At 34.2% G+C, this 21727-nt stretch carries 22 protein-coding genes, 1 other RNA gene and 1 riboswitch; of the genes, 22 read left to right on the plus strand and 1 reads right to left on the minus strand.

The window, feature by feature from the left end:
• The first annotated feature begins 357 nt into the window (after nt 1-357).
• From AQ616_RS10755 to AQ616_RS10810, 12 genes are all read left to right on the plus strand, one after another.
• Nucleotides 358-1965, plus strand: a complete 1608-nt coding sequence (locus tag AQ616_RS10755) for an acyl-CoA synthetase (RefSeq protein ID WP_017796194.1) — start codon at nt 358-360, stop codon at nt 1963-1965.
• A 93-nt stretch (nt 1966-2058) separates the two neighbouring features.
• Entirely contained in the window at nt 2059-2199 is a 141-nt protein-coding gene (gene sspL, locus AQ616_RS10760) for a small, acid-soluble spore protein L (protein ID WP_017796195.1), read from the plus strand.
• A 58-nt stretch (nt 2200-2257) separates the two neighbouring features.
• Nucleotides 2258-2443, plus strand: a non-coding RNA gene (gene ssrS, locus AQ616_RS10765) — 6S RNA.
• Nucleotides 2444-2778: 335 nt separating this feature from the next.
• A complete protein-coding gene (locus AQ616_RS10770; RefSeq protein WP_017796196.1) occupies nt 2779-2997 on the plus strand; it encodes a hypothetical protein in 219 nt (72 codons plus the stop codon).
• Between the two features lie 12 nt (nt 2998-3009).
• Nucleotides 3010-4440, plus strand: coding sequence for a sodium:solute symporter family protein (locus tag AQ616_RS10775; protein ID WP_069685774.1), 1431 nt, complete (start codon nt 3010-3012; stop codon nt 4438-4440).
• 25 nt (nt 4441-4465) lie between these two features.
• Nucleotides 4466-5029, plus strand: coding sequence for a hypothetical protein (locus AQ616_RS10780; RefSeq protein ID WP_017796198.1), 564 nt, complete (start codon nt 4466-4468; stop codon nt 5027-5029).
• A gap of 147 nt (nt 5030-5176) precedes the next feature.
• On the plus strand, nt 5177-5551 hold the full coding sequence (locus AQ616_RS10785; protein ID WP_017796199.1) for a VOC family protein: 375 nt from the start codon (nt 5177-5179) through the stop codon (nt 5549-5551).
• Nucleotides 5552-5715: 164 nt separating this feature from the next.
• Nucleotides 5716-5817, plus strand: a riboswitch (purine riboswitch).
• A gap of 120 nt (nt 5818-5937) precedes the next feature.
• Nucleotides 5938-6522, plus strand: a complete 585-nt coding sequence (locus tag AQ616_RS10790; protein ID WP_017796200.1) for a xanthine phosphoribosyltransferase — start codon at nt 5938-5940, stop codon at nt 6520-6522.
• The gene (locus AQ616_RS10795; RefSeq protein ID WP_017796201.1) at nt 6522-7826 is read left to right on the plus strand and encodes a nucleobase:cation symporter-2 family protein; all 1305 of its coding nucleotides are present in this window, start codon (nt 6522-6524) and stop codon (nt 7824-7826) included. The genes AQ616_RS10790 and AQ616_RS10795 overlap by 1 nt, the downstream gene beginning before the upstream one ends.
• A gap of 183 nt (nt 7827-8009) precedes the next feature.
• Complete coding sequence (locus AQ616_RS10800) at nt 8010-8402, plus strand: hypothetical protein (RefSeq protein WP_017796202.1); 393 nt, start codon at nt 8010-8012, stop codon at nt 8400-8402.
• Between the two features lie 49 nt (nt 8403-8451).
• Nucleotides 8452-9012, plus strand: a complete 561-nt coding sequence (locus tag AQ616_RS10805; protein WP_017796203.1) for a maltose acetyltransferase domain-containing protein — start codon at nt 8452-8454, stop codon at nt 9010-9012.
• An 18-nt stretch (nt 9013-9030) separates the two neighbouring features.
• Nucleotides 9031-9531: a DNA-deoxyinosine glycosylase gene (locus AQ616_RS10810; protein WP_017796204.1), complete on the plus strand. Its 501-nt coding sequence runs from the start codon at nt 9031-9033 to the stop codon at nt 9529-9531.
• Between the two features lie 28 nt (nt 9532-9559).
• Here the strand turns inward: AQ616_RS10810 and AQ616_RS10815 are convergent, their stop codons facing one another.
• A complete protein-coding gene (locus AQ616_RS10815; RefSeq protein ID WP_069685775.1) occupies nt 9560-10657 on the minus strand; it encodes an SDR family oxidoreductase in 1098 nt (365 codons plus the stop codon).
• Nucleotides 10658-10812: 155 nt separating this feature from the next.
• On the opposite strand from AQ616_RS10815, the gene AQ616_RS10820 reads away from it, so the two are divergent.
• The 10 genes from AQ616_RS10820 (at nt 10813) to argJ (ending at nt 21725) form a co-directional block, all read left to right on the plus strand.
• Entirely contained in the window at nt 10813-11661 is an 849-nt protein-coding gene (locus AQ616_RS10820; RefSeq protein WP_069685776.1) for an SAM hydrolase/SAM-dependent halogenase family protein, read from the plus strand.
• A 16-nt stretch (nt 11662-11677) separates the two neighbouring features.
• Complete coding sequence (locus AQ616_RS10825) at nt 11678-12766, plus strand: sensor histidine kinase (protein ID WP_017796207.1); 1089 nt, start codon at nt 11678-11680, stop codon at nt 12764-12766.
• 18 nt (nt 12767-12784) lie between these two features.
• Nucleotides 12785-13420, plus strand: a complete 636-nt coding sequence (locus AQ616_RS10830) for a response regulator transcription factor (RefSeq protein WP_017796208.1) — start codon at nt 12785-12787, stop codon at nt 13418-13420.
• 91 nt (nt 13421-13511) lie between these two features.
• Nucleotides 13512-14330 (plus strand): cytochrome c oxidase assembly protein, encoded by an 819-nt coding sequence (locus AQ616_RS10835; RefSeq protein WP_069685777.1) that lies wholly within the window; start codon nt 13512-13514, stop codon nt 14328-14330.
• A gap of 269 nt (nt 14331-14599) precedes the next feature.
• On the plus strand, nt 14600-15532 hold the full coding sequence (locus AQ616_RS10840) for an ABC transporter ATP-binding protein (protein WP_017796210.1): 933 nt from the start codon (nt 14600-14602) through the stop codon (nt 15530-15532).
• Between the two features lie 10 nt (nt 15533-15542).
• The gene (locus tag AQ616_RS10845) at nt 15543-16796 is read left to right on the plus strand and encodes an ABC transporter permease (protein WP_069685778.1); all 1254 of its coding nucleotides are present in this window, start codon (nt 15543-15545) and stop codon (nt 16794-16796) included.
• Nucleotides 16796-17902, plus strand: coding sequence for an ABC transporter permease (locus AQ616_RS10850; RefSeq protein ID WP_017796212.1), 1107 nt, complete (start codon nt 16796-16798; stop codon nt 17900-17902). The genes AQ616_RS10845 and AQ616_RS10850 overlap by 1 nt, the downstream gene beginning before the upstream one ends.
• Before the next feature lie 406 nt (nt 17903-18308).
• A complete protein-coding gene (locus tag AQ616_RS10855) occupies nt 18309-19271 on the plus strand; it encodes an alpha/beta hydrolase (RefSeq protein WP_017796213.1) in 963 nt (320 codons plus the stop codon).
• A 177-nt stretch (nt 19272-19448) separates the two neighbouring features.
• Entirely contained in the window at nt 19449-20489 is a 1041-nt protein-coding gene (argC, locus tag AQ616_RS10860; protein ID WP_069685779.1) for an N-acetyl-gamma-glutamyl-phosphate reductase, read from the plus strand.
• Between the two features lie 12 nt (nt 20490-20501).
• The gene (gene argJ, locus AQ616_RS10865) at nt 20502-21725 is read left to right on the plus strand and encodes a bifunctional ornithine acetyltransferase/N-acetylglutamate synthase (RefSeq protein ID WP_017796215.1); all 1224 of its coding nucleotides are present in this window, start codon (nt 20502-20504) and stop codon (nt 21723-21725) included.
• Nucleotides 21726-21727 lie beyond the last annotated feature (2 nt).

Consider the following 21727-nt stretch of genomic DNA (forward strand, 5'->3'; position numbering starts at 1 on the left):
GGACATAACTAACAGTCTTGATTGTAAGACGGATGATAGCTAGAATAAGCTTCAGAAATATACGGAGACTCCTTGAAAATCAAAAAACGATTTTATGCGTGCTGTCGAGGTCTTCCTTGTCCTCAGGAAAGGAGGCATTGTTGAGACCCGGAGTGCAAAGTATCCGGAGGTTCGCCAGCCGCCTTAGCATAAGCGGAGTATATTTCTGAAGCGGATTTTAAATATCCAATCATTTGGATTTAAGTTTTGCGTAAACTCTTTTTTTGCAATAGGCCTATGTAGATCACAAAATAAAGTGACAACCTCATATATCTGAATTATAATAATAGTTAAATAATTATACAGGGAGTGAGGTCATTGGAATTAAATCAAATCGATACAGAGTTAGATAAACTAATTAACCGAGTACGAAGAAATACATTAGGTGATTTATTAACAAGAACAAGAGAACGTTATCCAGACAAAAATGCAATCGCTTACAAAAACAAAAGACTAACCTATCAAGAGCTTGATAATCTTGTAAATCAAACCGCTAATGGATTTCTGGATATAGGAATTAAAAAGGGTGACAAGTTTATTTTAGTTTCAAAAAATAGCTTAGACTTTGTACTTGTAACGTATGCACTTGCCAGAATTGGCGCAGTGTTAATTCCTGTTAATTACATGCTTACATCCCAAGAAATAAAATATATATTAGAAAATTCAAAGGCAGTAGGTGTAATGGCATCTGATGAATTTAGAGATCTACTATTAGCTGCTGCAGAAGACAAAAAACTTGAACATTATATAGTATTAGAAGTAGATCCAGCAGAGGAGGCAATAGAAGATTCGTGGATTGCAATAAATGAAATTCAATCTCATCAATCTTCTACAATGCCAGAGGTAGAAATTCATGATGATGATTTAGCACATATACTTTATACAAGCGGAACTGAATCAAAACCAAAAGGTGTAATGTTGACTCATAAAAGTATCGTAAGTGAATATGTCAGTACTATTATTGATTGTAAAATGGAAAGTCATGATATTGCTATACATGCATTGCCGCTTTATCATAGTGCACAACTTCATGTGTTTTTAGGTCCGAATATATACATTGGTTCAAGTGGTGTCATTCTTCCTTCTGCGAGTCCAGAATCAATCTTAGAAACAATTGAAAAAGAGCAAGTAACTCAATTATTTTGCCCACCAACGGTATGGATTGGTTTGTTGCGTCATCCTGATTTTAATAAAAGAGATTTGAGTTCCTTGAAAAAGGGTTATTATGGAGCAGCAATTATGCCAATGGAAATTATTAAAGAGTTGACGGAAAGACTTCCACAAATCGAACTCTGGAACTGTTATGGGCAGACAGAAGTAGCTCCGTTAGCAACGGTATTACAACCAAAAGACCAACTACGAAAATTAGGTTCAGCTGGATTACCAAGTTTAAATGTACAGACAAAGATTGTAGACGATGATGGAAATGAAGTTGCTCGCGGAACCGTTGGAGAAATCGTCCATCGAACACCTCACTCGATGACAGGATATTTATATGCAACAGAGAAAACGAAAGAAGCATTTAAGCACGGATGGTTTCATAGTGGAGATTTAGGATTTATGGATGAAGAAGGTTTTATAACGATTGTAGACCGTAAGAAAGATATGATAATAACTGGAGGGGTAAATGTTTCTAGTCGTGAAGTTGAAGAAATCATATATGAGATTGATGGTGTATCAGAAGTAGCTGTGATTAGTGTTCCAGATCCTTATTGGGGCGAAGCGGTTACTGCTATTATTGTATTAAAAGAAGAAAATACAGTCACAAAACAACAAGTGATCGAATATTGTAGTGGTCGATTGTCTAAATTTAAAACTCCAAAATATCTCGACTTTACGGACGTACTTCCGAAAAATCCGAGCGGGAAAGTCTTAAAAAGATCGTTACGTAATCATTATGAAAATGTTGATCTTTCTATTTTGTAAATAAAAAGAAAAGAACTTTAGTCAAGTTGGAATGTATATTAAAATGAATATCCTTGTCTAGAATACGAACAATAAGACAAGGAGGTGGTCGTATTGAATCAAAAAAATCCAAATTGGAGTAAAAAACAAGTAAATTCTAGTCTGAATCCGCAAGGGAAATCAGAAGATGAAGCAAGCCAGTCCCCACAAAGCCAATTAGAACAACGTGCCAAGAAAAAGAATACAAAGTTATAGGGAAAAATTAGTAAATATAGCTTATTGATAAATAGGACAAAAAACGTTATGATATTTCTACAAGCTACATTGTTCGTATTAATATAAGTTTTAACCTCTAATGTTGGAATAGGGAGTTTTACATCGAAATTGGAATGCCGAGCCGCCATTGAAGCGGAAGGCAGGAAGTTTTCTGCGAACACCCACTTTGCGAAGTGGTGGTTTAAAACTTTTTATGACAAGATACGGCAAATGTGGCCTGTATACATAATCTTATGATTAAGCCCGTTCTCACAAGAGAGCGGGCTTTTTAGTATTTTAATCTCCACAGTTTTTGAAAAGACAATCAATTGTAGATGCTTCAAATTCATAATTGCCAATCCTAATTTACGAAGGTGATTACGTCAGAATAGAAAAAATTGAGCTAAAAGACGATAACTGCACTTCTGAGTGAAAATCAATTTTTACAACATGATTTATTAAAGTATTGTTTCTAGCTGTTAGCAATTAGAGTGATGCCAATAGTTTTCATTGTCATTTCTTCATGCTTGGCTACATATAATTCAGCAAATGAAAATTTGATGAAAAGGGATGATACACATGTCAAATAAACCAAAATGGAAGGATCCAGGTATTGTTTTGACGATTATCATGTCGTTATATGCAATGGTTGTCTTTTTTTGGTGGCCGACAGATATTTATTGGTTAGGGGTCTCCCTTATAGGGTGGTTAATGTTTTTTGGATTGTTCATTTGGATGGTTTTAGGGTTTATTTATGTTTTTTGGGTAGAAAAATTAGACAAACAAAAATCATCATAAGGAGGGATAGACTTGAAAATAGCTGAATCATCTATATTACTTATATACTTAGTTATTATGACCGTTATAGGAATTTATTTTTACAAACGAGCACGACAATCGGAAAATGATTATTATACAGCTGGCAATAGCATCAATACATTAGTTGGAGCTTTTGCGATTTTTGCTGCGGTTACTAGCTCGAGTTCATTGATGGGAGCAGTAGGTGGAGGAGTTGTAAATGGACTTCCATACTTCTTAACATACGCTTTTGGTGTTATTGCTATTTTGCCTTTTGTGATGTTTTTAGTTGCTGGACAAATTCGCCGTGCAGGTGTAAAAACAGTTCCTGACTTTTTTAAACAACGTTTTGGTAAATCAGTGCAAATTATTGCGGCTGTTATTGTTGTTGTCTCCATGACCTTTTACATGGTACCACAGCTTACAGCTTCGGGAATAATTGGATCGTATGTGTTAGGTATTGATTATGTAACAGCTGTTATTGTATTGGGAATTGGATTTACACTGTATGCTGCACTTGGCGGTATGTGGGCTATTACTTATACAGACTTAATACAAGGAGCCATTATGTTAGTAGGAATGATTATTTTAGCAATATTTATTTTTGCTGACCTTGGTAGTTTTACAAATTTACTTAATCAAGCATTGGCAGTAGATCCAACATTTGGTGACATACAATTATCTTGGATGTCTTACTTCGGATTATTTATTGCTTTCTTATGGTTCGGAATTATTTCTCCATCCGTGGTAATGCGTAACTTTGCTTCCAGAGATGCAAAAACCGCGCGTCGCTCAGCTATGTGGGGAACGGTATTTTATTTATTATTATTTGTTGCAGGCTTTTTCGTCACGATAGCTGGAGCTCATTTAGGTGTCGTTGACTCACTTACTCAAACTGATATGATTTTTGTATCGGTTATTGAAGAATATTTGCCTCCTGTTTTTGCTGGAATAATGTTAGCTGGTGTGTTAGCGGCGATTATGTCTTCAGCGGATGCCATGTTATTAGCTATTTCTGCAGGAGTAGCCCATGACATTTACAAAGAACATATCAATAAACAAGCTACTGAACGAAGAATTACAGGATTAAGTTTAATAATTATGTTTATAGCTATGTTAGTGGGTATATACTTTGCAATAGATCCACCAGGAATCATCGCAGTTATGGTTGGATGGGTTGGAGGGTTTTTATTATCCTCATTTGGCTTTCCGATTGTGTTAGGATTATGGTGGAAAAGAGCAACAAAAGAAGGTGCGCTGGTAGGAATGCTTAGTGGTGCGTTATTGTTTTTAATTTTAGTATTTTTTGCGGATTTACCTACAAATGCGGAACCAATTATTGCTGCACCTGTCTCCTTAATATTGATGATTATCGTAAGTTTAACCACAAAAGCTCCATCACAAGAAATTCAAGACTTAGTCGATTCCTATCATTTAGATTAAATATTGTTAATAGAGGATGATGGAAATGGTAAAAACTATATCAATTCAACGTATAGGTGAAGATCCAACTATTACTCTAGAGAGATTATATAAATATGTTTTTCGAACACTACCGTTCCGTATGCGGTTGTTCAATAGAGGAGTAGATGAACAATATTTAATAGATAATACGATAGAAAAATATCTTTTCTATCATCCTATGTGGGTAGCAAATACGTTAATTATTGCAGAAAGACCGCCTCTCGCCCCCAAAATATTAAAACAACATATTTTTGTTGATGCAATCTCTGGTTATAGAGGACTTTTATCAAAAACATTACCTTTAAATACGGTTGATGTGAATAGAGAATTATTAGAATCACATCAAATTATTGAAATGGATGAAGTTGAAAAGTTTGTTAAAGATGTACAAGTAAAGCAGATTAACCGTTCGTATTTATTAAAGAAACCGCAACATGAGATTAAAGAACTCAAATTAGTTTATCTACCATTATGGAGAATAAAAGTGAAATCTAAATTCATAGATCAAGTTTTTGTCATCAATGCAAATACAGGTGAATCAGAAAATTATATATATCAAAAAAGGTAAATAAAAAAATTTCTATAAGTAATTAATGAGTTTGGATTTTCTTTAAGAAAGATAACAAAAAGTAATCAATGTATATTCAAAAATAGAATTATTCAATTCTTCCATTTATTGCTATTCTAAGAGTAAGGAGCTAAAGGGGGGGTTAGAATGAACTTTAAAATTAAAAAGATTGATCACATCCAGTTATCAGCACCAAAAGGATCTGAGGATAAAGCGAGAAAGTTTTATATAGATATACTCGGGTTTGATGAAGAAATAAAACCACAAGCATTACAAAAAAATGGAGGTGTGTGGTTTAAAAAAGAAGGGGTTTTCTTGCACATAGGCATTGAAGAACCTTTTCATTCACTAAAAAAAGCACACCCTGCGATCGAAGTGGAAAACATTCCACTCTTCCAAGCTTATCTAGAGGAAAACGGAATATCGACACAATCAGATAATAAACTTCCAGGTGCGATACGTTTTTATGTGCGCGATCCTTTCGGCAATCGTTTAGAGTTTTTAGAGTGGAGAAAAAAGTAACCTTTTATAAGGGTCTTTAGCTCATACCTTTGTGGTACAACATTCAGCGGGGGAAAATCTCGAATGAAGTTTTGTTTTATCGCAATTGTGAGAAAGGTTTTTCTTTTTTATAATGTCTTGTTTTTTTGTATGCAAATGCTATACTGAATACATTCTTCATCTTGAAACCTTATATATAGTTTTTTCATATAATCGCGGGGATAGGGCCTGCAAGTTTCTACCGGTTTACCGTAAATGAACCGACTATGAAAAAGCGGATAATTCGATATTCTATTAATTAAACTTCAAAGACTATCGTTTTTAAATTTTCGACATTCCAAGCTCGGAAATCTGCTTTTTTATAGGCGGATTTTCGAGCTTTTTATATTTTAGGAGGAATGGGAAGCATGGAGTTACTAAAGAATAAAATCATAGAAGAAGGAAAAGTGTTATCGGACACTGTGTTAAAGGTTGATTCTTTCTTGAATCACCAAGTAGATCCTAAATTAATGAAGCAAGTTGGGGAAGAATTTGCAAACAAATTTAAAAGTGCTGGAATTACAAAAATATTAACCATTGAATCTTCGGGGATTGCTCCTGCTACAATGACTGGATTAGAGTTAGATGTACCAGTGGTTTTTGCAAGAAAAAGAAAATCTCTAACACTAACTGATCATCTCTATTCTGCTGAAGTATATTCATTCACAAAAAAGACATCGAATGAAATTTCTGTATCGAAAGACTTTCTTCATGAAGATGATATTGTCTTAGTTATGGATGATTTCTTAGCAAATGGTCAAGCAGCCTTAGGTTTATTAGAAATTGCCAAACAAGCTAAAACGACAGTAATTGGTGTCGGCATTGTAATCGAAAAAGGTTTTCAATTTGGCGGAAAGCAGCTTAGAGATAAAGGTATACGAGTAGAATCTTTAGCCATCGTTGAATCAATGTCGGATGGAAAAGTTACGTTTAAAGAGGAGGCCCGTATATAATGAAAATCGCAGCTTTGGGATTACAACATGTATTAGCGATGTATGCTGGTGCTATTTTAGTACCATTAATTGTTGGTGAAGCACTTGGATTAACTGTTGAACAATTAACATATCTTGTAGCGATTGATATCTTTATGTGTGGGGTTGCTACATTGTTTCAAGTCATGAATAATCGTTTCTTTGGTATTGGGTTGCCAGTAGTATTAGGATGTACATTTACAGCAGTTGCTCCTATGATCGCCATTGGTGGTCAGTATGGAATAACGGCTATCTATGGGGCGATTATTGTTTCAGGTATCTTTGTAGTTTTAATTAGTGGATTCTTCGGCAAGCTTGTTCGATTTTTCCCGCCTGTTGTAACAGGCTCGGTAGTAACCATTATTGGTATTACTTTAATTCCAGTTGCAATTAACAATCTTGGTGGTGGACAAGGCGCAAGTGACTTTGGTTCATTAGCAAATATTTCACTTGGATTTGGCACATTATTATTTATTATTCTTATGTATCGTTTTACAACTGGATTTTTACGTTCTATATCTATTCTAATTGGATTAGCTGGAGGTACAATTGTTGCTAGTTTTATGGGAAGAGTAGATTTTACGGCAGTTGCAGATGCTTCTTATTTCCATATGATTCAACCTTTTTATTTTGGGACTCCGACATTTGAATGGCCAGCGATTATTACAATGATTTTAGTTGCAATGGTATCGTTAGTAGAATCTACTGGAGTGTACTTTGCTTTAGGGGATATAACAGATAAAAAATTAAAGGAAAAAGACTTGACGAAAGGTTACCGTGCAGAGGGATTGGCTATTTTACTAGGCGGTATATTTAATGCATTTCAATATACGGCATTTTCTCAAAACGTGGGCTTAATTCAAATGACCGGTGTGAAAAAACTAAGAGTAATAGTCGTTGCGGGTCTAATGTTAATTGCTTTAGGTTTAATACCGAAAATAGCAGCATTAACTACGATTATTCCAACAGCAGTATTAGGCGGAGCTATGGTAGCAATGTTCGGTATGGTCATTGCTCAAGGAATCAAAATGCTTAGTGCAGTAATTAGCGATTCCCCTGAGAATTCCATGATAATTGCATGTTCTGTTGGTATGGGCTTAGGTGTTACAGTTGTTCCAGAATTATTCGCGCAAATTCCAAATAGTTTACAAATATTAACAAGTAATGGAATTGTAGCAGGCAGTGTAACGGCAATAGTATTAAACATAATATTTCATATGTTACCGAATTTTTCTAAAAAACAGCAAACCAATGATAGCAGAGAGTTAGCGGAGGACATTGTTTAAAAAAATGATTCATTTCAAGTTAGAGGGATATTGTTCATTGTATGAGCATATATCCCTCTTTTCTTATTTTTTATTGTATTATTTATTAGCTAATATAAAATAATACATATAATTACCCTTCCATAAATTTTAAACTACTATTTTTTTTGCTGTATCATAGAATAAGAGAATAGGAGCGTTGTTATGATTGATATTCCAATTTTGCTATTTGTAGTTTATCTATTAGGGATGCTTTTTGTATTATGTATTTCCATTGTAAACTGGATACGAAGAGAGTATGAAATAGTTTCTGTTTTAGGCATTGTACTTTCATTATTACTACCACTGATGACTTTTCTATTTAGTGTATACAGATTAGAAGGAACAAATGAAATTGTTTATATTTGGAATCAACTAAGAGATGCAAATGGATGGGCGATATTTATAGTCATTGGACATTTATTTTTGTTTGTTTGGATGATTATTGGAATGCAGGTGAAGGAATTATATCAATGGATGAAAGGACTTATTAGCCAAATACAAAATAAATGGAAACAACGAAATAACCATAGTCAAAAAGAGGTTAGGGAAAAATAGGTTGTTATAATTTTGGTAATATAATCAGAATTGAAGGTAGGGAAGAATATTGAAAACAGAGAAGCAAAAGATGATTGATGGCGAATTATATAAGCCTGCGGACGCTGAATTATATAAAGCGAGACAATTGGCAAGAAGAACAACTCGTTACTATAATGCGACAACAGAAGAGGATGTTGTCAAGCGTTCAGGTATGTTAAAAGAATTATTCGGAAGTACGGGAAAGAATCTTTATATTGAACCTCATTTCCGGTGCGACTATGGGTTTAATATTCATGTAGGGGAGAATTTCTACGCAAATTTTGATTGTATACTGTTGGATATTTGTGAAATAAGAATTGGTGAAAATTGCATGCTGGCACCAGGAGTTAAAATTTTTACTGCTACTCATCCACTTCATCCAACTGAAAGAAATAGCGGACTTGAGTATGGAAAACCTGTTACGATAGGAGATAATGTGTGGATTGGTGGAGGCGCAATTATTAATCCTGGAGTAACAATCGGAGATAATGCGGTAATAGCTTCTGGTGCGGTTGTTACGAAAAAAGTTCCAGCGAATTCAGTGTACGGAGGAAACCCAGCAAAATTTATAAAAGAAATATTGTTATAAAGAAAGGCTGTTATTTAAATGGATCGATTACAATCATTCACTCCAGTTATTCCGGATGTTCCCAAAGTATTAATAGTAGGATCAATGCCTGGAGTGAAGTCACTTGCAGAACAACAATATTATGGGAATCCAAGAAATCATTTTTGGAGTATAATGTTTACGTTGCTGAAAGAAAAGCGTGTAGAGAATTATCAAGATAAATTAAGTATATTGAAAAGAAATGGTATCGCCCTGTGGGATACCATCGGAACCTGTTACCGAGAAGGGAGTCTTGATGTAAATATTCAAGATGCTGAACCTAATGACATTATTGGTTTGATAAAAGAATACCCCACAATTAAATTAATTGGCTGCAATGGAACAAAAGCTTATGATACATTTAAAAGAAACTTTACTTTAGAGAGTTTTCCAAATGTTGATGTGGTTAAACTACCTTCTACTAGCCCGATACCTGGTAAATATAATAAAAATTTAGAAGAGAAGATAGAAGCTTGGGGAGTTATTTGTCAATATCTATAATAACTTCCTAAGCTTTCTAAGCTAACTATTAAGTAATGATAACATGACGTTGATAATCATCTTTGTATTTTTGATAAAAATCGATCATGGGTTGCAACTGGTCCTTAAAATCAGGGCAGCGAATTGTTGTATTTTCTAAATCTCTAGCTGCCTGTGCACTACTATATGAGCAGTTGTTTTCAAAATAGGCTAATGCTTCTTTTTCCGTTTGTAACCATTTGCGAATAAAAGAAAAAGATAATGGATAACTTGCAAGCGATAAAGAAATAGTTTTATTTGGTGTTACGTTTAGGTATATTTCAGCTATCATTTGATATAACTGTCGCATCGTATACGGTATTGGGTCAGTTAAATGATAGGTTTTATCTTCTCCAATTGGATGAAGTCCTAAATAACTCGTTGCTTTTAGGACATAATCGTAAGGTACAAAATTGCCTTCTACATTTCCTTCACTTATAAAAGGAATTTGTTTCATCAATTTCATACGTTCAAACATATTCAATAAAAAGTATATTCCATCAAATTTTTCAGTGTAACCAGTTTTAGAGTGCCCTTTGACAATCCCTGGTCGTATAATTGTAGTTGGTATAATTTCTTTTAGAGTTTCCACAAGAACTTCAGCTTCGTATTTCGTAGCCTCATAATGATTTTTAAATGTTTGTTTCATATCAAGCTCAGTTTCCAAAATAGTTCCTTGCCTAGTACCAGATACGTATGCAGTACTGAAGTATATGTATCTATTTAAACTGCCTAATGTTTTAAGCCAATTATTGACGTTTTTTGTACCATAAACGTTTACTTTCCATGCAATATCAAATGGTACTGCTAAATCATAAATAGCTGCTAAATGAAATACATGTGTAACCTTCTCTTGCAATTGTCTATTGATATTAGTTTCTATTGCAAGGTTTGTTTTGGTTATATCACCGCTTATAATGGAATATCGATCTCGTGGTATGGAATGATAAGTAGACTGGTTAAGTACTTCTCGAGCTGTTGATAATTCCGCTGGTAAGGTAAGTAGATAAAAATGTTCAATATTGTCTTGATAATCATTAAGTAATTGCTGAACTAAGTTTCTAGCTAAAAATCCTGGAAACCCAGTAATAAAAAAAGTATATTTCATTGTACTCCTCCCAAAAGTCACGTGATATTTTTAGTATAGCGTTTGTTTTTAAAGTTTTCTAACATTTCGTTGATTAAAATGAAATCGGTACGTATAATAAAAATCAATCAAAGTATCGTAAAACGAGATATAACGTATGGAGGCTTGAAAAGTTAATGAAAAACCCCTTAGTATTACAAACAGATTTTGGTTTAAGTGATGGAGCAGTAAACGCTATGTATGGTGTATCGATATCGGTAGACTCGAATTTGAGAATTTACGATTTAACTCATGATATCCCTCCATTTAATATTTGGGATGCTTCTTATCGATTGTCGCAGACCATTGACTACTGGCCAGAAGGTACGATATTTATATCCGTTGTTGACCCTGGAGTAGGAACGGACCGATTGAGTATAGTTGCAAAAACAAAGAGCAATCATTACATAGTAACGCCAAATAATGGAACGTTGACTCATGTAGCAGATCGGATTGGAATTACTGAAGTCAGAAAAATTGATGAAAGAGTAAACCGACTGCCGCGTTCTGGAGAATCTTATACGTTTCATGGGAGAGATGTATATGCGTATACTGGTGCGAGATTAGCTTCAGGAAATATTAATTATGAAGGTGTTGGACCGTCTGTTGATATTTCTGAAATCATTACTTTACCTCTTCCTGGTTCGTCGTCTCAAGATGGGATTATTTCAGGAAATATTGATATATTAGATGTCCGTTTCGGAAATTTATGGACAAATATAGATCGAGAAATGTTTATCCAAGAACGTTATTGTTATGGTGATTGGGTAGAAGTATCGATCGAAAATGAGCGGAAGAAAAAGTATCAGAATCATATTTTGTTTGGACGTTCCTTCGCAGAAACACGACTTGGAGAGCCGTTATTGTTTGTAAATTCATTGGATAAACTAGCAGTAGCTATCAATCAAGGCTCTTTTGCAAACGCATATCAAATTGAAACTGGGTCAGATTGGCGGATATATATTAAAAAATCTCAACAAAAATGATTAAAAGAGGTTACTTATGAAAGTTTTTTGGTTACGACTAGGACTATTTCTAGCTATTTGGTTATTGCTAATTACGATGGAAAGTAGTTTTGTTCCCTATCACATTTTGATTTGTACCGTAGCTTTGTTGTTGTTTTTTTTGCTCACTTTTCAACATAGAGTAATGTTATTATACGTGTTATTATTACTTGTTGTTTTTATAGGAGCAATACAATTCGTAAATGAAATCCTCTTTTCGGTCGTGTTGCTTTGGTTTTTATTGTGGGATTCTCTTCATCGTATATCCATTCGTATGTACTATGGGCTAACAGCAATTTTGTTAGCTGAAATTTTGATGATAATGTGGATCCAGCAAAGCTATCAGATTGAATTGTTGATTAGTACTATTGTAATTGTGATCAGTGGATATTTTGTATTAAAAGAAATATATCAACGAAAGTATTATCGTAAAATTTATCATGAATTACTCAACGAATATCGAAAATTAAAAAGAATGAATATAACTGCAGAAAACAATGCACGATTGGAAGAAAGAACAAAAATTGCACGTGACATGCATGATACAGTTGGACATAGGCTGACGGCATTGATTATGCGGTTGGAATTACTTTCTATTGAACATTCTTCTATTTCATTCGACACATTAAAGGAATTAGCAAAAGAGAGCCTGGAAGACACTAGGCAAGCAGTAAAAACATTGCAGCTAGATGAATCAGAAGGTATTGCTTCTGTTGTTCATCTTATACGTAAGTTAGAAGCAGAAAGTCATATAACTGTACAGTTTACAATGAAAAAAGGGGTTCTTAATGTTCCTCTTTCCAATGATAAAAGTGTAATTCTATATCGGATTATTCAGGAAGCCATAACAAATGCTATGCGACATGCGAATAGTCGTGAAGTAAATGTTATATTAAGTAAATCTGCTGATGGTGCTCTTACATTTGAAATCACAAATGCTATATTTGAGTCAAAGCAATTTGAATTAGGATTTGGGCTTAAGAATATGAAAGTTAGAGTGGCAGAGGTTAACGGCACTTTAAATGTATATCAATTAGAAAATCGTTTTATTGTATCAGGAAGAATCCCTGTTCAGAAGCCTTATTAAAAGATAGGGGGTATTATATTGTATCGAGTACTGTTAGTAGAAGATCAACAAATAGTTCGGCAAGGAATAAAAGTATTATTAGAACAAGATAAGCAGATTAAAGTAATTGGGGAAGCTACCAATGGTGTTGAAGCAATAAAGAAAATGATGGAACATACCGTAGATGTTATTTTAATGGATGTACGTATGCCGGATATGAATGGAATTGAAGCAACACGAAAAATCAAAGTACAGTGGCCAAATGTACGTATCCTTATGTTGACAACGTTTAATGATGATGAATATGCGTTGCAATCTCTAAAAGAAGGGGCTAATGGATTTCTACTAAAAACTGCTGACGGAACAAAACTAATTGATGCAATTTACAGCTGTATGAAAGGTGGACTAGTACTTCATGATGAGGTAGCGGCAAAGGTAATGCCGAAATTATTACATACATCGCAACAGGAATTATCTGTTCAGCTATCAGAACGCGAGCATGCTATTACGGCATTAATTGGGAATGGTTTGACGAATAAGGAAATCGCAGATGAATTATTTTTAACCATTGGAACGGTAAAAAATTATATCACTTCGATTTTGCAAAAAACAGAGCAAAGAGATCGAACGCAACTCGCTATTTTTGCAGTAAGACATGGAATTACTAAAGATTAAATGTCATTGAATTGTTACAACTATACGGCTTGTAAATAGACGTTATGAATTATAATTAAGATATTCTAAGGCTAAAAGTCGTGGTGATTACATGATTGAAATCTTCTTAAATGAATTTCATTTTTCAACACTTTGGAATGCAGGAATATTACTTTTTTGTTTACTGTATATAATAGGTTATTTCTTTATTTTACCTGTTTCTGATTCTGGAGGGATGAAGAAAGGTATTTTAACTATACTCGGTGTTACAACTTTATTTTTAGCAGTTGGTAGCCCGATAAATATTATTGCTCGTTTAACATTTCAAGGACATATGATACAGCTAATGCTTTTAATAGTAATATCATCTCCATTATTAGTAGCAGGTTGGAAGCCGATTAAAATCAATACAATCTCATTTGTACATACATGTGTAGATTGGTTAACGAAACCGTGGTTTTCGATGTTATTGCTTCAAATTTTTTTTTATGGATACCATTTACCGGTTGTGTTTGATTTTGCAAGGATAGAATTATATTGGAATCATTTCTTTTTATTAGGATTATTCAGTACTAGCATATTATTTTGGATTTCGATTCTATATAAGGTAAAAGTGAGTGAGAAACGTTGGCTATATGCCGGAATCCATCACCTTCTCCTTATTCCTTATTTTTTGTTTTTATATACAGCAAATGAAGGAGTTTATCGTGTATATTCAGATATAACATTATTTATGTCGGCAATTGAAGTTTGCCTACCTGTAGAAATTAATTTTCCGGAACAATTTTATGCTTCCTTATTACCTTTCGACCCAGTTGTACATCAGCAAACTGGAGTTGTTTTCTTTTGGATTAGCTCCTGTTTAATATATATAATCGTATTGTTTTGCAAGCAAAGTGTTCATGAAGGCACTGTTCTTAGTCATTCATAATGATGAGGACAGTGTTTTTTTATCTGGGATGTAACAGACTGTAACTTCCTCAGACATAGGGCTCAAGCGAAAGAATATAAACCGAAAATGTTCGATTTTGTTCAAGGGTCTTTAGGTCATGCCTTTATGATTGGGGAAGAAACGAAGTCTCACTGATGAAGTTTTTTTCACTTTATGACTTGAGTCATGTTCAAAAGAGGAAACAAATGACGGTAGACAGTATGTTGGTAAATAATTTATCAATATAGTAAAAGTAAGGAGGGATGACGATGCTCGAATTAGTAGATCTGACTAAAAAATTTAAGACTACGCAGGCAGTTAAGTCTTTAAATATGTTTATTGAACGTGGAGAAATTATTGGGTTACTTGGACCGAATGGTGCTGGTAAATCCACTGCGATTTCCATGTTATCTACACTAATTGAACCAACAAGTGGAGATGTTCGATATGTTAATAATAGTGTATTGAAACAGACATCTTCGCTAAGAAAAGATATTGGTGTGGTTCCACAAGAGATAGCGCTATACACCGATTTAACAGCGGAAGAGAATTTGAAATTCTTTGGTAAGATTTACCGGCTATCAAACAAAGTATTAAAAGAAAGAATCGAAGAAGTTCTAGTACAAATCGGATTAACGGAAAAAAGAAAAGAAATTGTAAAGAATTTTTCTGGGGGAATGAAACGAAGATTAAATATTGGTGTTGCATTGCTTCATCAGCCGAAGATCTTAGTGATGGATGAACCTACAGTAGGAATTGATCCTCAATCAAGAAGTTATATTTTAGAAACAGTGAAGCAAATGAATCAAGAAGAGGGTATGACGGTTATTTATACAAGTCACTATATGGAAGAAGTGGAGTATCTTTGTGACCGTATATATATCATGGATCAAGGTGATCTGATTGCTTCTGGAACCAAAGATGAAATCAAACAAATCTTGTCCGCCGAAAACACTATATCTTTAATTGCTTATCGATGGAACGAGGCTTTTATTGAAAGTCTAAAATCGTTACCTTCTATTAATCATCTGACAATAGAAGGAAAGGAAATTACATTAATTATTCCAAAACAGATCAATCTTTTTCCGGAACTTATCCGTTTAACAGAGGAACATGATGTGGATATTCGTTCACTACATGTTAAAACTCCGACATTAGAAGATGTTTTTCTACATTTAACGGGCAGAGCACTAAGGGATTAGGAGGTAGTGTATGATACTTCAATTAATAAAAAAACAACTGCTTCTTCTGTTGCGTAACCCTATTCAACTATTGATGTTATTGGTGCTGCCAATTATTTTAATTGTTATTCTTAGTACGGCGTTGTCAGGCTTCATGCAAGGGGATAATCCTCAATTAACTTTAAAAATTGCCTGGCTAGAGCAACAAGATGAAACATCACAAGTCGATGAGTTCTTAGAAAATATGAATGAGTTAGATGTTTCATCAGATGCATTTCCTGATAAAGATGCGTTACACATGACAACTACACTTCGTGAAGACGTTTTTTTAAGTGAAGAACTGAGTAGCATGATTGAATTGCAACAAATCGATGAATCTGAAAAAGAAAAAATTATGGAAGATGCTGATTACACAGCAATTATTGAAGTCCCAGAAGATTTTACTCTGGAATTATTACAAGCGATTGCTTTTGAAAACAATTCAGTTCCACAACTTGAATTATTTGTCAACCAAGAACATCAAATAGGTGCTGAAGTAGTTGAATCGATTATTCATAATTTTAATGAAATCTTAGTCATGAATCAATTTATGGAAGAAAGTGAATTACCAATTACATTTGAAGAATTGTATAACAATGAAGTGACAGGAGAAATAAAGCATATAGAACAACGTACACCAATCTCTTCTCAAGCGTATTATACGATTGGAATGGCGGTTATGAATGCTTTGTATGTAGCTTCTACACTAGGCTTCTTTGCATATCGTGAGAAAGAGATACATGTATTTGATCGATTGATTGTTGCAGATATGTCAAGATGGAAATTTTTCTTCAGTGTTCTTATATCTGGGGCAATTGTATCATTCCTACAGTTACTTTTTATTTTTACATTTTCTTGGTTAGTTTTTAAAATAACATGGCCAAGTATAATGTCATTTTTAACTATATCGTTGTTTCTAGCTCTGGCAGTTGGTGGAACAACAGTGTTATTGACGGCGATTAGTTATCGAATTAATTCAGAAGAAATCATTGGTTTTTTCTCGGGAATCATTGTCTCGATTTTTGCCTTCTTAGGTGGAAGCTTTTTTCCCGTCGGTGAATTATCACCTCTTATTCAACAAATTGGAAATTTAACTCCGAACGGGGCGAGTTTAAGTGCATACATTCAATTATTGCAAGGAGCTTCATTAAGAGAGATAGCTTCTTACATCCTAGTACTGATATGTTTTACTTTCTTATCCATTTTATTAGCAGTAATAAGTTATCCAAAAAGGGGGTCTAAGTAATGAAAGGGATCCTTTATTCAAGAGTAAGAGAGTTTATTCGACAACCTTTTACGTTCCTTATATTTACAGCCATGGCTGTAATATTCGCTTTACTCGTTGGCGGATCAGGTCCGGCTGGAACTATCGTTGTGCCTGTATATGGTGATAAAGATATACAAGAAGAAATGAAATCAGAAATACAAAATCAAGAATATTTTACATTTGAGTGGGTTAGTAAAGAAGAACTAGAAACAAGGATAAATGACGGTGATGCAGATGTAGGTATACTCCTTTATGAAGATGATTTTGATTTAATTGTAGGTGTGGAGAGTACACATTTAGGGATGATTCGTCAAACTATCCAGCAAGAGTATGTTGAAAAAGAACAAGAAATGAAAATTCAGGAAGCAGCTATACAAGCAGGTTTAAATGAAGATGAAGTATTGGAAAGCTATTTGGCGAGTAAGGAAGATTCACTGATTGAAATAGAGAAAACAAGCTTTCAAGGTGAACAGGATTGGTTGTATGATGGAAATATCCATCGAATAGCAGGGTTTTCGTTGTTTTTTGCAATCTATACTATTGCCTATAATGTACTTCATATTTTAGTAGAAAAACGTAATGGAATGTGGGACCGAATGATTCTATCCCCACTAAAGAAAACAGAGATGTATATAAGTAACTTAATCTATAGTTTTTTTGAAGGTTATATACAAATCTGTCTTACTTTTGCAATCTTCTATTATGGATTTAATATCGATTTTAATGGACGATTTTTAGAAGTGTTATTATTACTGATACCATATGTTTTAGCAATCGTAGCACTTTCTATTTTAATTACTGCTATTGTAAAAAACTCGGAACAATTTAATGCAGTAATTTCTATTGTTGCTGTATCTTTAGCGATGATCGGTGGTGCATTCTGGCCATTAGAAATTGTAGAAAATAAATTTTTACTATTTTTAGCTGATCTTAATCCATTAAAATATGGATTGGAGATTGTACAAGGGCTTTCTGTATATAACTATCCATTGGCAGAGATGGTTCAGCCAGTAAGTGTACTATTGTTTATGACTGTATTATTTACTGGGATTGGAATTCACTTAATGGAAAGGCGTCATATTTAAGTAGGGTATGTAAATTATAAAAGCGCAACAGATTTGGACTTAATAAAATTTTTAGTCAAAAGACGAATGAAAATTAAAATGAGCGTAAGAAATATACGGAGATTCCTTGGAAATCAAAAATCGATTTTCTGCATGCGATGCAATGCTGTCGAGGTCTTCCTTGTCCTGTGAGAGGAAGGCGTAGTTGAGTCCCATGATGCTAAGCATTCAGAGGCTCAACAGTCACCTTAGGATAAGTGTAGTATATTTCTGTAGCGGATTTTAAAATTATCTTTTTGAGTAACTATTTTTGTCCCAGACTCGTTGTGCTTTTTGTATTTCCAATGTTTCCATAACATGGTTCCTTCACATGTTTGTTCTTTTAGTATAATAGAATTAGTTATGGATATTGGAAAGGAGCATATAAGTGAAGAGAAAAAAGAAGTGGATTTGGATTGTATCAAGTATAGCAATCTTACTTATTATTATAAATTTTGCTGCTGCATATTTCTTTTATCAATTAGCGATTGAAAGAAATGTGAAGGATTTCTTAAGTGGAAATCAGGATTTAGAAGTTTCTGCTGAGACATTGGATGTTTTACTAGATGGTGATTGGAGAAATTGGTCTGACGAACAAAACTATGAAAATTGGAATATTACTTCCCATGATGGATTAAATCTAGAAGGCTATTTTTTAAGGTCAAAGGAACCTTCGAATAAAGTGGTTATTATGGCACATGGATATTTGGGAAAAGGTAAAGATATGGCTCTCTATGGAGAACATTATGTGGAACAACTAGGTTATCATATGTTAACGCCAGATCTTCGAGGTCACGGACAAAGTGATGGCGATTATATTGGATTTGGCTGGCATGACCGACTAGATATGATGGATTGGATAGACAAAGTTATTGAGCGTTTTGGTGATGATGTGGAGATTGTCCTTCAAGGTGTATCGATGGGGGCGTCAACGATGTTGATGACAAGTGGGGAAGAATTACCGAGCAATGTGAAAGCAATTGTAGCTGATTGTCCATATACAAGTGTGGCAGATTTATTTGATTATCAAATTGATCGTATGTATAACTTACCGTCGTTTCCATTTATTCCTTCGACGAGTTTGATAACTCAAATGTTTGCTGGTTATTCATTTAATGAAGCTTCCGCATTAGATCAAGTACAAACAACAGATATTCCTATATTTTACGTTCATGGGAAAGAAGATCAATTTGTTCCTACAGAAATGACAGAGACATTATATGAAAAGACTTCAAGTCCAAAAGAATTATTGTTAGTTGATTCTGCTGGACATGGTGAAGCTTTTGTCACGAAAGAAAATTTGTATATTGAAAAGCTTAATAGTTTTCTAAATAAATATGTAGATGAATAAACGGTAAGACTCCGGAAAGGAGCCTTACCGTTTATTCATTTTTTATACATAAATAAAGCAGTTTTATTGTATTTAAATGCATAAATATTAATTAATTTTTATAAATATACTTGCATAAACATACAATAATATTTATAATATGGATTAATTCCATTTTGAAAAAAGGAGCGGTTCCTCTTGAAAAAGGCAGCGATTATTGGTGGTACTGGTTATAGTGCTATTGAACTTATTAGATTGTTAGATTCACATCCTTACATAGAATTAGCAAAGATCATCTCTCAATCACAACACGGAGAGTTAATCGATGAAACATATCCACATCTTGCAACTTATCTAATACAACCTATGCAAGAGTTACATATTCAACAACTTATTCAAGAGATTGATATCGTTTTTCTAGCAACTCCTGCTGGTGTAGCAAAGGAGATAGCCGCTAGTTTTCTCGATACTTCTGTCCAATGTATTGATTTATCAGGTGATTTACGTTTATCTTCCGATGACTATCAAACGTGGTATCAGAATAAGCCAGCAAGTCCATCTTTACTGGAAGAAGCGGCTTATGGATTAACGGAAGTTTATAAAGAAAAGATTAAACAAACGAATATTATATCAAATCCAGGTTGTTTTCCTACTGCTGTTTTACTAGGCCTTATTCCGCTACTTGAAAATAACATTATTGATTCAAAAGGAATCATGATTGATGGGAAAACGGGTATATCTGGAGCGGGTAAAAATCCTAGTGCAAAAACCCATTTTTCTACTACAAATGAAAACGTCACACCGTATAAAATTGGAACACATCAACATACACCGGAGATTGAAAAATACTTATCTCAAAGTACAGAAGCAACCTCTGTAAAAGTGACTTTAACGACCCATTTAATTCCTATGACGAGAGGATTAATGTGTACGATGTATGCGCCATTACAACAATATATTGACACCGACGATGTGATAAATTTGTATAAGCATTATTATGAACAATCTTCATTTATCCGGATTCGAAAAACAGGAGAATTCCCTTCCACTAAAGACGTTAACGGAAGTAATTACTGTGATATTGGAGCATATGTCGACAAACGAACGAATCAACTAATCATAGCTTCTGCAATTGATAATCTAGTAAAAGGTGCTGCAGGGCAAGCAATTCAAAATATTAATGTGATGAATGGATGGGATGAAAAAACAGGATTATCATTTTTACCAATATATCCATAAGGAGGAGTATCAATGGAAACGACAGCAGTGAAAGAAATATCAATATTGAAAGATGGTCATGTGACGAGTCCAATAGGATTTTATGCTGGTGGGGTTCATTGTGGTCTACGACGAAAAAAACTTGATTTTGGCTGGATCTATTCCGATACTCCTGCAAATGCAGCAGGTGTGTATACACAAAATACATTTCAAGCAGCACCATTGCTGGTAACAAAACATACAATCGAGCATTCAAAGCAACTTCAATCTATTATTGTGAACTCTGCCAATGCAAATTCGTTTACAGGCAAACAGGGATATGAAGATGCACTACTTATGCAGAAACTAGCAGCAAACCAATTAAATATCGAACAACACCATGTTGCTGTTGCTTCTACAGGAATTATTGGTGAACGATTACCGATGGGAAAAATAAGAAATGGTATCAAGCAAATATCTCCTACTCAGGTGGATGCAAAAAGCTTTGAAAAATCAATACTAACAACGGATACAACAACGAAGCATGTAGCTGTGCAACTAGAAATAGATGGCAAGCAAGTTACCATCGGTGGAGCAGCAAAAGGCTCAGGGATGATTCATCCCAATATGGCTACGATGCTCTCTTTTATTACAACGGATGCAAATGTTAATCAAAATAGCTTACAGCAGGCGTTACGTTCTATTACGGATCAATCGTATAATCAGATTACAGTAGATGGAGATTCTAGTACGAACGATATGGTGTTAATACTTGCAAACGGAAGAGCAGAAAACAAAGAGTTAAATGAAAATCATCCGGACTGGTCAGTGTTTAAGGACGCTTGGAACATCGTTGCAATCGAATTAGCAAAAATGATTGCTCGAGATGGGGAAGGTGCAACAAAACTTATTGAAGTAGTAGCAAAAGGAGCATCTACAATACAACAAGCAAGTCAAATTGCCAAAGCGGTCATTTCTTCCAATCTAGTAAAAACAGCTATTTATGGAAATGACGCTAATTGGGGAAGAATTATCGGTGCGATTGGTTACAGTGGTGTACCTGTAGATGCTAGCAAACTTTCGATTGTCATTGGAGGAATTGAAGTAGTGAATAATGGCGAACCGATTGTTTTTGATGAGGAAGATTGCAAACATGCCTTAAATCAGGAAAGAGTAAATATAGTAATAGATTTACAAAATGGTATGCATACAGCAACAGCTTGGGGTTGTGATTTAACGTATGAATACATTAAAATCAATGCTTCTTATCGAACGTGAGG

The organism is Oceanobacillus sp. E9, from assembly GCF_001741975.1.
Taxonomy (GTDB): Bacteria; Bacillota; Bacilli; order Bacillales; family Amphibacillaceae; genus Oceanobacillus; species Oceanobacillus kimchii.